Here is a 12,846-nt window from a genome sequence, read left to right on the forward strand (position 1 = left end):
CGTCTACTACGGCACCGCGCGTAAAGCGGCCACGATCGCCGCCAGGTCGGCGCGCTGCTCGTCTGCCAGCGCGGGCTGCGCCTGTGCCGCATTCTCCGCCAGCAGGGTTTGCAGGCCGATCAGCCAGTCATAGATATAAAACGCGGTATTCTTGGTCGGCGTCGGCGCCAGTCGGGTTAGCCGCTGCTGGCCGCTCCAATCCACCGCCGGCTGCGGCGGCGGGGTAAAGATCGGCTGGCCGGGATTGACGCGGCTTTCGGGGCGCGTTGCCACATCGCGCCGCGGGAAGCCGAGCCAGGCGACGAAGTCGCCCAGTAGCGCCAGCGCCTGACTGATCTGCCGATCTTCACCCTGTTCCGGCAGGCCCCCGGCGCACAGTGCACGCTCCAGTTCGTCGTCGAGCTGCAGGCGGCAGGCGGCGCCGATCAGCGCATCGACCAGCAATTCCAGGTGTGGTTTCTCGACGCCGAGCAGATCCAGCAACCGGCGGCTGTCCGGCAGCGCACGCAGATGATTGACCCAGTCTGCGAAGATCCGTGCGGCAAAAGGCGATGCGGGCTGCTCGCCGGGCGCCGCAGGGTCTTGCTCGCCGAACAGATCGATATCCAGCCCGAACGGTGAAGGCGCCATCGTCGGAGCCGGTGCGGTGTGCTGCTGTTGCTGATAAAGCTGGCGCAGCGTATCGCGCTGGGGTAGCAACCGCTCCAGCAGTTCGCCGTGGCGGCCGGCCTGTGCCTGCAGTGCGCGCAGCAGCTGTTGCGCGCGTTGCTGCGTCGCGTGCGGATCGGCGGCGGTGAGCCAGTTGCCGAGCAGGCTTTCCGTCAGCTCGCGCTGCAATTCCTCACGCTGTTCGAGCAGGCGCGCTTGCTTGTGGGCCGGACGCGCCTGAGCGGCCAGGTAGTTCACCATGCGGCGACAGTCCTGTTCATCCAGCGCCAGCAGCGTGGCCCAGCTGTCGCCGGGCTCGCCGACCTGACGCTGGACGGCGTCGTCGGGCCGCGCTTTGCCTTCCTGACGCGAGTCGAACGGCGTGATTGCCCAGATTAAACCGGGCTTGCGGCGTTGGCGCAGCGCCGGGGTTTCCCCCTGGGTGTGGTTGACCCAATCGCCGAGCGCCTGGCCGATGCGCGCGGCGTCCTGCGGCGTGGCGGCGGCATCGGTCACCAGCAGCAGGCTGGCGTGCAGGCCGTCGGCGCAACGGGCCAGTAAATGGGCGCGCTTCGCCTGCTGCAGACGCTGCGCCGGCTCCGCCTGCGGACAGCTGCGGCTGCCGGGCAGGTCGATCAGCGCCACGTCGGCGGGCAAGCCTGCCTGCGCCGTTTGCGGCAGCAGGGTGGTCACTTCTGCGGTCAGCCAGGCCAGATCGCTCAGTGCGATCTCCCGTTCATCGCCGTTTTCGGTCATGACGGCGATCGTGGCGTTTTCCGGTGCGGCGCTTGCGGTCAGCAGCGCCAACGCGTGGCGCGGGGCATGAACCTGTCGGCTGCCGTCGAGCGCCTGCAACGCGTGCGCCAGCTGGCGATAACGCGCCGTCAACGTCGCCTCCTCTCCCCACAGCGGTGCAAACAGGCGCGCGCGATCGTCGATGCTCAGCTGCGGCGCCAGCGCCACGGCCTGCGGCCAGAAGTGCCTGTCGAGCGTGGGTTGCTCTTTGCCGCCGTGGCGGCGTTGATTGTCCCACAGCGCCAGCACGGCGTTGCCGTCGAGGCCATCGAGGGCGACGGCTTGGCGGTGGCGCGCCAACGCTTGCAAATGGCTGGCGATGGCGCGGGCGTCCCAGTCCGGGCGAAAGCCGCGCATCGCGGCGGCGTCGATCGTAATGGCCAACCACTGCGCTTCGTTGAGCAGTGCGAGGGCGATCGGATAATCGGCGGGCCCCGTTTCGGCCGCCGTGCAGTAGCGCACCGCGAGCGACAGGTCCGCGTTGAAGCGTTTGGCGCCAGGCGCCAGCGCCGCCAGCAGATGGGCCTTGGCGGCGGCGTTGTGGCCATACAAACCGATGGCGACCTGCGCAGGCCGGGTGTTTTCCAACTGGACGGCGCGGTTATGGCAACCGCGCAGACGCAGCGTCAGGCGATCGGCTTCCCGCTCCAGGCGGGCGGATTGTCGGCGTGTGGCGTCCACCCAGTCGATCGCCTGCACAATGCCGGCGCTGAGCGCGTTATTCGGAGCCGCTGGGGCAAAGGTGTGCGTTTTCATCGTGGGTAAATGCTCCCGCTGTCTATCCAGTAGTGGGTCGCACCGGAGGCGCTGGCAGCCAGGGTATTGAGTTTCAGTTGCAGGTGGTGAGCCGGGACGGGGCTGCCGTCGGCCAGCACCGCCTGCGCGATCTTGACGCTTTCGGCGCCCTGTTCGGCGCTGGCGGTGATGGCCAGACGCAGGCCGATCACCGCGTCGCCGGCCAGCTTGCGCGCCAGCTGGGCGTCATTGATGGTCAGCGTATAGAGCGGGGAGGCCGGCCAACGTTCGTTGTCCAACTGGCGGAAGCCCAGACGCAGTGGGCCGCGCAGCTGGAAGCTGACGGCGGGATCGAGCGCGAAATCGGCGCGATCCAGATCGATATCGCGGTAATAGACGTTATCGTCCGCCAGCATGTTGTTGCCGTCCAGCATGCCCAGATAGCGAATGGTGGAGTAGGGCTGGAAATCGCCGACGTTGAAGTAAAAGCTCTCCAGCCGCAGATCGATCGCCAGCAGGCACAGCATGGCGCCCACGGCAGCGGTGGATTTCGGGTTGTCGATGCGGCCGCGTTTGTTGAACGGGTACCAGTTGCGGGTGTGATACCCCTCGAGCGGCAGAATGCGGCTGGCGGGCAGCGGCTGCAGGTGGCGCAGCAGCGCCTGCACGCCGGGGAAGCGCGCCGGGCGGCCGGTCAGCAGCAGCACGTCGCAGGTATACAGCGCCACCACTTCGGCCAGCAGGCGCAGGCAGCGGCCGATGCCGATGCGATCGGACAAGAAGGCGGCGTGCAGATCGGCCAGGCGGGTCACCAGCGGGGTGTGCAGAATATCGAAGGCGTCGCTGTCGGCTTCGCGCTGCACTTCGCCGTTGATAAACGCCAGCACCTGTGGCGTCGGCGGCTGCGGCAGCAGATCGCCGAGGTTGGCGGCGATTTCCGCCCGGCTGTCCAGCGGATCGTACTGCTCATAGGCGGCGAGCAGCGCGCGTCCGGCGGGCATGAAGATCTGCAGCGCGGCCTGCTGACGCAGGGTGGAAAGCCCGTCCATGCGCCCTTCGTTGCCGAACAGTTTGTCCATCAGCGCCGCGGCGGCGTTCACGCCGGCGGCTTCGAACGCCTGTTGCACGGCGGGCAGAACAAATTGCTGGATAATGTCCAGCAGGATGTCGTCGCCGGCGACCTTAAAGCCCTCGCGGAACAGCAGGCGCGGGTTGATTTTGATGTTGTTGCCCACGCCGTCGTCGAGCGAGTAGTGCGTGATCGCCAGATCGGTGGTGCCGCCGCCGATGTCGATGGAGGCGATGCGCAGCGTTTTCCCGGCCTGTTCACCCGGCGCCAGCGGCCGATCGGGCCGCGCCATGGCGGCGAAGAAGGCGTCGGTGCGGCCGGCGAAGTTCACCTGGGTTTCGTTGTACAGATAGACCATTTGGCCGCAGGTCGCTTCATCCCACTCGATCTGCACCTGCGGTGCCGGGAAGCGGGTGTGCGTGCCGTCAAATGGCACATCCTGCGGGTGCCAACCGAGGGCTTTCCATACCAGCCCAATCGCTTCCTGCATGCGGCGGCGGAAGATCTCGCGCTCCGGCTTCGGCATCGCCGAAGGCAGCGTCAGGATGATGGCGCGTAAACGGCGCGGGGCGGCGGCGTTCGGCATGCGGCTGCGTTGGGCGATGCTGTTGATCTGCATCAGCGCCTGCGCCAACAGCTCGCTCAACATCAGGCTCATCACCGCGCTGCGGCTGTAATGGGCGGCGAACACCGGCAGCCGTTCGGCCGTCGGCAGGGCGGACAGCGGCACGCCCTCATCGTTGATCAGGGTGGTCAACGGCGCGGCGGCGGCCATCGGCTCGTGCCGCTCGTTGAAGCGCCAGCCGGGCGCATAGCGCTCTTCGTCCCACAGATAACGCCGTGGGCTGGAGATGCCGGTGGTGCCTTCATGCCCTTCGCGTCGCTGCGCCAATTGCGCGGCTTCACGGCCGACGCGGGTGATGGACGGCCATTGGAAGGCATCGTCGCGTCCGCTCTGGAAGGACAGATGCGGCTTGCCGAACGCGGCCCGAGAAAACTCCACCCGGCTCTCGAACAGTTCGTTGTAGACCTGATGCGGTTCGGACAGCGAGCGCAGCTGCAGCTCATAGGTTTGCTTCAGGCCGTTGCTCTCTTCCGGATGGTCCTCGACCAGCACGCCGCAGGTGTGAGAATTGCCGACGTCCAGCACCAGATCGACGTCGATCGCCGGTTGTTGCAGCGTCGCCGCCACCATTTTTATCTGCGGCACCGTCAGCTGATGGCCGAGCATGTGCAACAGGTTGAGGTAGTGCGCCTGATACTCGAAGGTTTTCAGCCCGGCGTTGATCTCCGCTTCGGCGCGCTGTTCCCGCTCGGCGGCGCGCTGGCTGAACGCCTCGCGCAGCCAGCCGTCCACCCAGGTCAGATCGAGGAACTCGCCCAGCTCGTGGTTGCGGTGCGCCAGCGTGAAGTTCAGCCCGGTGCCGAGATCGCTTTCGCCCGGCGCCAATGCTTCCTGACCGGGCGCGGCGGCGCGGGTGTCGAAGGCCAGCACCACGCGCAGCAGGTTACCGTCCTGATCCGGCTCATCCAACTGCACCACCTGCAGACGTGCCCAGTTATCCGGGCCCGATAAAAACATTCCCGAGGTGGTGTAGCGCAGGAACGGCAACGGCAGCCAGAGCTTATCCAGCAGGTGCAGCGACTGCTGCAGCGGATAGCTGAACTCCGGCCGCACCACTTCGGCGGCCTGGTCGCCCACGGCCGGCAACTGGTATTTGCCGCTCTCGGCCTCCCATTGCAGGCGCAGCAGCGGGCCGCTGGCGGTCTTGCGCACGAATTTGCCGGGAAACTCGGCGTCCAGCCGCGGCGTCAGGGCAAAGTCCAGAAACTGAATGCCGCTGTCCTGAATCAGCGTAACGCCGTGTTTGTAGTCAGTAAGGGGGGCCAGCATCATTTACTCTCGCGCTTGAACGTCATGGGATAGGTGGTGTCCGCATCGTAGCGGCCGGTGCACTCCGCCGCGCCGGTCTCGCCCTGGCGGCAGACGATTTCCGGGATCTGATAGCGGCTGCCGTCGCTGCAGCGCGCCTTGGTGCGGCTGTTGATCACCAGATTGCCGGACTGCATCAGGCCGGCTTCGACCGCGACTCGACAGGTGACGCCGTCGCCGTAGGCGATGATGGCGTTGCCTTTGCCCGCGTTCAGGCGGTATTGCAGGCTGGGGCGCTTGCCGGTGATCGGATCTTTCAGCGCCACCGTGGCGCGCCATTTGCCGTTAAGGAAACGGGTGGAGCCAGCCTTCACTGCCTCGGGTGGCAGCACCAGCGCATTTTTGTCCAGCGGTTGCGGGATGGTCGGCGCCGGGGGCGGCGGCATCAGCGTGGCGTGCGCCAGCGGCAAGCGCAGCTTAGGCAATGGCGCGGCGGTTTTTTCCGGTGGTGCCGGAGGGTGCACCTCAGCCGGCATCGCCGGTTGCGGCGGCGGTGAGCGGTGCAGCCAGGCGGCCAGCGCCGCACTGCCTAACAGCAGTACCGGTAACAGCCATAGCGCGTGGCGCCGACGCGGGCGCACGACGGCAGGGGATTCGACGGGGGCCGCCGGAGCGAGCACCGGTTCAGGCTCGGCGGCCGGTGTTGGTTTTGCCGGTTCAACAACGGCTGGCTTGCGTGGTGCGGCGGCGATCGGCGCCGGTTTTTCCACTTCCGATTCGAGCGGGCGCAGGCAGGCTAACGGATCGTCCGGGCTCTGCGCCTGCGGTTTGATAAAGCCCCAAAAGGTCAGCACCGGTCGGTCGTCTACCAGGTAGACGTGGTTGGGATCGGGAATATGCATCGCTTTGGCCAGCAGCGCGCCGAACAGGCGGTGGCTGGGATGATCGGTCGCCCGGGTCTGTTCCGTCAGGCTGCGGAAGGTCGCCAGACAGTGTTCCAGGTGGCGCACCGCCTGCGCGCGCTGGGCGTCGCTTGCCGCCAGCCAGGAGGTCACCTTGCCTGGAAAGGGCGCATACCAGTCGATGCGGGTGCCGCTTTCGTTCGGCTGGGGGATCGCCAGACAGTCGGCGGCCTGTGGCTGCCGGCGAAGACGCAGGGTTTCCCGCAGCTGCTGCGCGCAGGCGTAGATCGGTTGCCCGTTCTCGCCTAAAGCGAGCACATCATCCAAACTGCCACTGCGTAAGAAGGGTTTCACCACGGCACCGCACCTTGTCCTGTTCTGCAAAAACGCATAAAAGTCCATGATACCCCGCAGGCGGCGGCGCCAAACGGCCAAGGACAGCCCGAAAAACGCCCTTCTTCGGCGTTAGCGATGCGCTTTGGCAACCGGCACAGTGAAAATCTCGCTATCTGGACCTGTCCGTGAGCCGCTTTATCTGAAAAATAGAACGCAACCCCGGCAAGCGACGCCGGGGAATGCTGTTCTCTTTCACTATGACCTCGCCTCGCGGGTTGCCGATTTCGGTATGCCTCAGGCGTGCGGAGCGTTCGCATCATGGACAGTCAGTCTGAAAAAACTCTCGTTGTTACCCCCGCTCATCCCGTTGTCGGGCATTCCGCTCAGGGCTGGATGAACGGCTTCCTCGGCATGATTATCTTCAGCGGCTCGCTGCCCGCCACGCGGGTGGCGGTGCTGGAGCTCGATCCGCTGTTTCTGACGGCAGTCAGGGCGGCGATCGCCGCCTTGCTGGCCCTGTGCGCGTTGCTGATCACCCGCCAGGCGCGGCCGACGCGGGCCGATTTGCCGCCGCTGCTGTTTGTGGCGCTCGGCGTGGTCATCGGCTTCCCGCTGCTGACGGCGCTGGCGCTGCAGCACACCACCTCGGCGCATTCGCTGGTGTATATCGGCCTGCTGCCGCTGGCGACCGCCGGTTTTGGCGTCTTGCGCGGCGGAGAGCGGCCCAAGCCCGCTTTTTGGGCCTTTTCCGGTATCGGGGCCGCGCTGGTGGGGGCGTTCGCGCTGAGCCAGGAAAGCGGCGGTGCCTGGCAGGGGGATGCGCTGATGATCGGCGCGGTGCTGCTGTGCGGTCTGGGTTATGCCGAAGGGGCGGTGCTGTCGCGCCGGATCGGTGGCTGGCAGGTGATCTCCTGGGCGCTGGTGGTCGCCTTGCCGTTGACGCTGGTGGCGGCGTGGTGGGCGGCGCCGGCCACTTGGCCTGCCGTCAGCGGTGCCGCCTGGCTGTCGCTGGTGTACGTCTCGGTGTTCAGCATGTGGATTGGGTTTATCTTCTGGTATCGCGGCCTGGCGCAGGGCGGCATCGCCGCCGTCGGGCAGCTGCAGCTGCTGCAGCCGTTCTTCGGCCTGATGCTGGCGGCCTGGCTGCTGCAGGAAACCGTTCAGCCGATGATGATCGCCGTGATGGCCGGCGTGGTGGTTTGCGTGTTCGGCGCCAAGCGTTTTTCCCGCTAGGCGCCGCTGCCGGCGCAGGCCAGGATCACTTCGCCGAGCCGTTTCACCGCCTGCTGTACCTGGCGATCATGGTAACCGCCCAATCCCAGCACCAGACCCGGCTCACCGTGGCCGGGCGCATACATCGGCGACACCGCCCGCAGCGCCAACCCGGCTTCGTTGGCGCACTGGGCGACCCGCACGTCATCGAGATCTTTCCTCAGCCACAGCACCATGTGCATGCCCTGATCGCAGGGCTGCACTACCGCCAAATCGGCGGGGATATGCGTGTTGATCGCCTCGATCAGCACCCGGCGTTTCTCAGCGTAGACGCCGCGCATTTTGCGGATATGCCGGTCGAGATACCCTTCGGCGATAAAGGCGGCCAGTACGTGTTGATCCGCGCTGGGCGGGTGACGATCCATCAGGATCCGGGCGCCGCAAAAGGCGTCGACCAGCGGCGGCGGCACGATGGCGTAACCCAGCCGCAGCGAAGGGAACAGCACCTTGCTGAAGGTGCCGAGATAAAGCGTCCGCTCGGGCGCCAACCCTTGTAGCGAGGGGAACGGGTGGCCGGCGTAGCGCATCTCGCTGTCGTAATCGTCTTCCACGATCCAGGCCTGCCGCTCTTTGGCCCAGGCCAGCAGGGCGCTTCTTTTCGCCATGCTCATCGGCATGCCCAGCGGGTATTGATGCGACGGCGTGACAAAGGCGGCTCGGGCGTCGGCGGCCAGGCGCACGCCGGCGGCGACGTCGATGCCGTCGTTAGCGACGGGTACCCTGATCATGTGCCGATCGCGAAACAGGCTGTTAAAAAGGGCGGTGATGCCGGCGTAGGCGGGGTCCTCGACCCAGGCGCTGTCGCCGGCGTCCAGCAGGATCTGCGCGGCCAAATAGAGCCCTTGTTGCGTGCCGGCGGTGATGAGGATTTGTTGCGGCGTGCAGTTGACCGAGCGGGAACGGCGCACATAGTCGCAGATGGCTTCGCGCAGCGGCAACGCGCCCAGAGGATCGCCGTAGCCCGACGGGGCGCCGGGGCCGCGCGCCCGGATGCGGTTGCCGAGCCGCCGCCAGACATCGTCGGGCGCGGTATCGCCGATCGGCACCGAGACGGTGAACGGCACCGGCGGCAGCGCCCGCGCCTGGGCGGCGAAGCGCGCCAGATGCTGCGCCTGTGAAGAAAGCGGAACCGCTACCGCCGAACTCGCCTGCGCGTTGGCGTGCGGCGTGCGGCGCGGCGCCTGATAGTGGGCAACCCGGGTGCCGGAACCGGGCTGCGGTTCGAGAAAACCTTCCGCCGTCAGCTGAGCAAAGGCCTCCATTACCGTGCCGCGCGCCAGATTCAGCGCCGCCGACAGCCGGCGTGTCGAAGGCAGCAGATCGCCCGCTTTCAGATCGCCCCGATGGATGGCCTGGCGCAGGGCCTGCGCCAGCTGGTGGCTAAGCTGCCCCGCCTGGCGATCGAGCTCGCCGAGGGCGGGGACGTCAACGACTTGGGCTGTTCTGGGCATGTATTCCGGCTCGCTTTGCAGTACAAAAATGAATATTCAGAGTAAACCACTCTGATATCACTCGCGAGCCTGTTGTCGCTCAGCTTAGCCCCCGCTGATTCAGCAGCACCTTATTCAACTCGCTGTTTTTACGCACGTTAAGCTTGCGCATCGCCGAACGCTTATGGGCGCTGATGGTTTTCTGGCTGCGCTGCAGCAGGCCGGCGATGCTGCAGGCGGACATGCCGCTGCTCATCAAACCCAGCACCTTTTTTTCGCAGTGGCTGAGCGCGGCGATGCGGCAGGCCTGGCATTTCCACAGGCCGGCGGCGTGCAGCGCCACCCACGGATGCTGGATGAACTTTTCCAGCGCCATCTGCAGCTTGAGACGGATGGCATAGGCCGAATCGCGCCGATGGATGCTGAACAGCGGCGGTAGGTTTTTCACCTGTTGCTGGGTCGTGTCGTCGAGGATCAGCAGGGTCAGCTGCCGCTGGCGCGGGATGCCGTAGGCGCTCTGGTAGCAGCAGGCGCAACCCCAGCGCTCTTCCGGCGTGCGAAACACGATTTCGATGTTATCCAACGCCTGCAGCGCCAGCGGCGAGAACTGCGGGTACAGACGCTGGCATTCGTTCAGGGAGTGCAGATAGTCCTGCAGCAGCAGACGCAGCCCCTGCTGGTAGAAGTTATCGCTGTCGAACAGCGTGAAGCGAATATCTGGCATGGGTGGCTCCTTAAAAGGGCCGTGGCACCGCGCCGGAGCGAACGGTGACGGCCCATTGCCGGCGTTCGCGCGCCGGTCGTTTTCCTGATTTCCCTGGGGTGGTGCGGGCTTATTGGTACGCCAGCACAAAATTGGCGACGGACGTGAATTCGCCTTCGGTAATGCTTTGGTTCTGGATCGCGCTCGGCTGCCCCTGCACATAGGCGGTGAAGTTCAGGCTGTTGGGGCCGTTTTGCAGCGCGACGGCACTGGTGGCCTTATTCAGGTCGATGTCCGCTCCCTGATGATCGAACAGGGCGATGGCGGCGCCGTTCGCGCCGTTGTTGATCGCCAGCTTGCCCGGCAGCTCTCCGTCTTCGGTGCCGCTGAAGGTCACGCTGACGGATTTGAACACCGTGGTCTTGCAGTCGGTCAGCTTGATGCTGAACGGCACCGGCGTGGTGTGGCCGTAGCGGTACAGGGTTTTGACGATCACCGTGCCCATCTCCACCAGTTGATCGGCGGACTGCGGTTCGATATTGCACGGGCGGCTCACCACTGTGCCGTGGAACTGCACCGGCGCGCCGATAAGCTCGGTGTTCGCCGCCGCCGGTATGGCAACCCACCAGGGCGCGCAGCTCAGCAGCGCTAAAGCGCGTAGACGCATTTTCCGTTCCTCCCTCGGTTACTGGAATGCCGCCACGATGGTGGCCGATGCGTTGAATTCCCCTTCGCCGATCTCTGCGCCGCCGTTGGCGAACGGCGCCGCCACCAGGTTCCAGGAGCCGCCGTTGCCGATGTTCGGCACCGGGTAAAACTCATTCGGGATAACCAACTGGCCGTTGTGCGTCAGCCGGATGCCGAGATCGTTCTTGTCGGTTTTGAACACCTCGTTGCTGAAGGAAGCCGCCGTGCCCGACACCGCCAGCTTGATGTTCAGCGTGCCGTCCTCGAAGCTGCCGCCCTCGCACTGGAAGCGCACCGGAATGCTCTGCGGATAATTCGAACCGTTGAGATCGCTGCCGCCGATCTCGCCGAACTCGACGTTGATCAGCTGGCCTTCGTTCACCACGCATTTATCCGGTACATAGAGGATCGCGGACTGGATAAACACCTGCGCCATCGGATTGGGGCCGAAACCGCCGTCGGTCGAGCCGAGGCGGCCGTACATCTCGATGATCTGCCGATCGTTAATCTCGACGCCGTTAATGATTTTTTTGCGCACCCGGAAGGTGATCTTGCCTTTGGAACCGCTGCCGTAGTTGTTGACCTGTAAGTACGGCGGCTGGCAACGGTGTTGGCTCAGCAAATTCGATTCGTTGTAAAAAGGCACGGTGACGTAGGCGTTCTTGTTGCCGGCGATCCACACCTCGGCTTTTAAATCCAAAAAGTCATTCAGTTTTAAATAGCCGTTGCCGTAGTCGGAGGGGGGCAACGCCGAATCCGACTTGTAAAAGTGTGGGCTGGTGGGAATAGGGGTATCGCAATACACCTTGCCGGTATAGGTGCCGCCCAGATCATAGGGAAACAGTTTGGTGAACCCCACCTGGTTGGTGATGTTGCTTTCATTCAGATCGATATAGAACTGTTTGGGGCCGCCGTCCGGCGTGACGTAGCCGTTGGCCCAGGCGGCGGGGGCCGCCAGTGCGATCGCCAGCGGCAGGCAGAGTTTGGTCAGTTGTGTTTTCATCGCGTTCTCGAGCCTCACAGGTAAATCACCTGAATGTGCGCCACGGCGGCGAACCCGGCGGCCATCACCGCCCGCTGGGTGGATTCCACGCTGGCGCTGAACCACAGAGTGTTGCTGCCGGGCTGCAGAATGTAAGGGCGGCTGCGCTGATTCAGCTCCAGCACCTGGCCCTGCTGGTCTTGCAGCCGCAGGCCGATGCCCTGTACGCCGCCGTTCAGCTTCAGCAACGACGGGTTGTCGACGTCGCTTTCGCCAAGAAATACCAGCGTGGCGGCCTGCTCACCCTGCAGGTAGAGGCGGCCGGCGTCGCCGTTGCGCGGGCCGGCCGGGTTATCCGCCAGCGCGCGCGCGCCCAGCAGGCAGTTGCGGAACGAGAGGCGAAAACGCACCGGCGCGCTGCGGTCGCCGGCGTTGCGGAAGTCGCGTGCGCTGACGTCGCCCAGATCGACGGACTGATCCCGGCTGTCCGGCGTCAGGCTGCAGGGGGAGCTGAGCAGGCCGCCGTGAAAGCTGACGGTGCCGGTGGTGCCTTCGATCACGCCCAGCGGCGTTGCCGCCATCGCGCTGCCGCCGCACAGCAGTGCGCCGAGCAGCAGCGGGCGCAGTCGATCGGTGAATTCAGCCATGCTGGACCTCCTTATTTTTTCTCGGGCACGGCGGTGCAAACGCCGCCATTGCAGACGAAGCGCAGCTCCGGATGGCCGCCGTAGTCGTTGATGTAGGTGATGACGAAGCTGTTCATGCCGGTATCGTGCAGCTTGAGGCTTTCGCTGGATTTCGGCTTCAGCATCAGCGGCTGAAAACCGCCGATCGCGCCGCCGCCCTGTTTTTGCGTCTGCCGCGTCATGCCGGTCAGGGTGATGTAAAACGGCGTCGGGTTATCGACGGAGATAGCGCCGCCGCTTTTACGGAACACCAGCTTTTCCTGCCACACCTGGCCCTTGGGCGCGACGATGGCCTTCGGCCGGTAGAACAGCTTGATCTGCGTTTGCAGCGCCAGCTGCATCACGTTGGTTTTGGTGCTTTTCGGCGGAATTTCGCGCAGGTTGAAGTAGAACACCGACTCGCGATCCTGCGGCAGGCGATCCGCCTCCGGCGTCTTGGTGATGCGCACTACGCTGCGCTCGCTTGGCTCCACGCGCTGCAACGGCGGCAGCACCACCAGCGGCGAGGTGATTTTCTGGTGCTGCTCGTTCTCCAGCCAGGACTGCGCCAGGAAGGGCAGCTCTTTGTTTTCATTGACGATATTCAGGCTGATCGATTTGGCGTCGCTCACATAGACGGCGCGCGTGCGATCCAGCGATATCGCCGCGTCGGCGGTGGGCAGTACGGCGCTCAGGGCCAGGCCAGCGGCGGTCAGTAGCGTTATCGGGTGTGTGTTCATGTCATTATT

The 12,846-nt window shown here is 65.2% G+C and carries 10 protein-coding genes; 1 reads left to right on the plus strand and 9 read right to left on the minus strand.

The window, feature by feature from the left end; translation table 11 throughout:
* Positions 1-6: 6 nt before the first annotated feature.
* The 3 genes from FOT55_RS15955 to FOT55_RS15965 are packed head-to-tail and all read right to left on the minus strand — an operon-like array spanning position 7 to position 6,379.
* Positions 7-2,199, minus strand: coding sequence for a virulence factor SrfC family protein (locus FOT55_RS15955; protein WP_147823705.1), 2,193 nt, complete (start codon positions 2,197-2,199; stop codon positions 7-9).
* Positions 2,196-5,141 carry a virulence factor SrfB gene (locus FOT55_RS15960; RefSeq protein WP_187181956.1) on the minus strand — a complete coding sequence of 982 codons (2,946 nt, stop codon included), beginning with the start codon at positions 5,139-5,141 and terminating at the stop codon, positions 2,196-2,198. Before FOT55_RS15960 ends, FOT55_RS15955 begins: the two co-directional genes overlap by 4 nt.
* Positions 5,141-6,379, minus strand: a complete 1,239-nt coding sequence (locus FOT55_RS15965; protein ID WP_049205609.1) for an SrfA family protein — start codon at positions 6,377-6,379, stop codon at positions 5,141-5,143. The genes FOT55_RS15960 and FOT55_RS15965 overlap by 1 nt, the downstream gene beginning before the upstream one ends.
* Positions 6,380-6,676: 297 nt before the next feature.
* Here FOT55_RS15965 and FOT55_RS15970 point away from each other — a divergent pair, with 297 nt between their 5' ends.
* Positions 6,677-7,591: a DMT family transporter gene (locus FOT55_RS15970; RefSeq protein ID WP_049205608.1), complete on the plus strand. Its 915-nt coding sequence runs from the start codon at positions 6,677-6,679 to the stop codon at positions 7,589-7,591.
* Here the strand turns inward: FOT55_RS15970 and pdxR are convergent.
* The 6 genes from pdxR to FOT55_RS16000 form a co-directional block, all read right to left on the minus strand.
* Positions 7,588-9,081 carry a MocR-like pyridoxine biosynthesis transcription factor PdxR gene (pdxR, locus tag FOT55_RS15975; RefSeq protein ID WP_147823707.1) on the minus strand — a complete coding sequence of 498 codons (1,494 nt, stop codon included), beginning with the start codon at positions 9,079-9,081 and terminating at the stop codon, positions 7,588-7,590. The two genes, FOT55_RS15970 and pdxR, sit on opposite strands and share 4 nt — an antisense overlap.
* Positions 9,082-9,160: 79 nt before the next feature.
* On the minus strand, positions 9,161-9,784 hold the full coding sequence (locus FOT55_RS15980) for a helix-turn-helix transcriptional regulator (RefSeq protein WP_043139025.1): 624 nt from the start codon (positions 9,782-9,784) through the stop codon (positions 9,161-9,163).
* A 109-nt stretch (positions 9,785-9,893) separates the two neighbouring features.
* The gene (locus tag FOT55_RS15985) at positions 9,894-10,430 is read right to left on the minus strand and encodes a fimbrial protein (protein WP_025304591.1); all 537 of its coding nucleotides are present in this window, start codon (positions 10,428-10,430) and stop codon (positions 9,894-9,896) included.
* Positions 10,431-10,448: 18 nt separating this feature from the next.
* Complete coding sequence (locus FOT55_RS15990; RefSeq protein ID WP_004930911.1) at positions 10,449-11,453, minus strand: fimbrial protein; 1,005 nt, start codon at positions 11,451-11,453, stop codon at positions 10,449-10,451.
* A gap of 14 nt (positions 11,454-11,467) precedes the next feature.
* Positions 11,468-12,079: a fimbrial protein gene (locus FOT55_RS15995; RefSeq protein WP_043139018.1), complete on the minus strand. Its 612-nt coding sequence runs from the start codon at positions 12,077-12,079 to the stop codon at positions 11,468-11,470.
* 11 nt (positions 12,080-12,090) lie between these two features.
* Positions 12,091-12,837, minus strand: a complete 747-nt coding sequence (locus FOT55_RS16000; RefSeq protein ID WP_127146871.1) for a fimbrial biogenesis chaperone — start codon at positions 12,835-12,837, stop codon at positions 12,091-12,093.
* Between the last annotated feature and the right edge of the window lie 9 nt (positions 12,838-12,846).

This window comes from Serratia bockelmannii (assembly GCF_008011855.1).
Taxonomy (GTDB): Bacteria; Pseudomonadota; Gammaproteobacteria; order Enterobacterales; family Enterobacteriaceae; genus Serratia; species Serratia bockelmannii.

Bases quoted from the DNA above. Each gene is read 5' to 3' on its own strand.
- FOT55_RS15955 (WP_147823705.1), bottom strand. From the start codon at position 2,199: ATGAAAACGCACACCTTTGCCCCAGCGGCTCCGAATAACGCGCTCAGC.
- FOT55_RS15960 (WP_187181956.1), bottom strand. From the start codon at position 5,141: ATGCTGGCCCCCCTTACTGACTACAAACACGGCGTTACGCTGATTCAG.
- FOT55_RS15970 (WP_049205608.1), top strand. From the start codon at position 6,677: ATGGACAGTCAGTCTGAAAAAACTCTCGTTGTTACCCCCGCTCATCCC.
- pdxR (WP_147823707.1), bottom strand. From the start codon at position 9,081: ATGCCCAGAACAGCCCAAGTCGTTGACGTCCCCGCCCTCGGCGAGCTC.
- FOT55_RS15980 (WP_043139025.1), bottom strand. From the start codon at position 9,784: ATGCCAGATATTCGCTTCACGCTGTTCGACAGCGATAACTTCTACCAG.
- FOT55_RS15985 (WP_025304591.1), bottom strand. From the start codon at position 10,430: ATGCGTCTACGCGCTTTAGCGCTGCTGAGCTGCGCGCCCTGGTGGGTT.
- FOT55_RS15990 (WP_004930911.1), bottom strand. From the start codon at position 11,453: ATGAAAACACAACTGACCAAACTCTGCCTGCCGCTGGCGATCGCACTG.
- FOT55_RS15995 (WP_043139018.1), bottom strand. From the start codon at position 12,079: ATGGCTGAATTCACCGATCGACTGCGCCCGCTGCTGCTCGGCGCACTG.
- FOT55_RS16000 (WP_127146871.1), bottom strand. From the start codon at position 12,837: ATGAACACACACCCGATAACGCTACTGACCGCCGCTGGCCTGGCCCTG.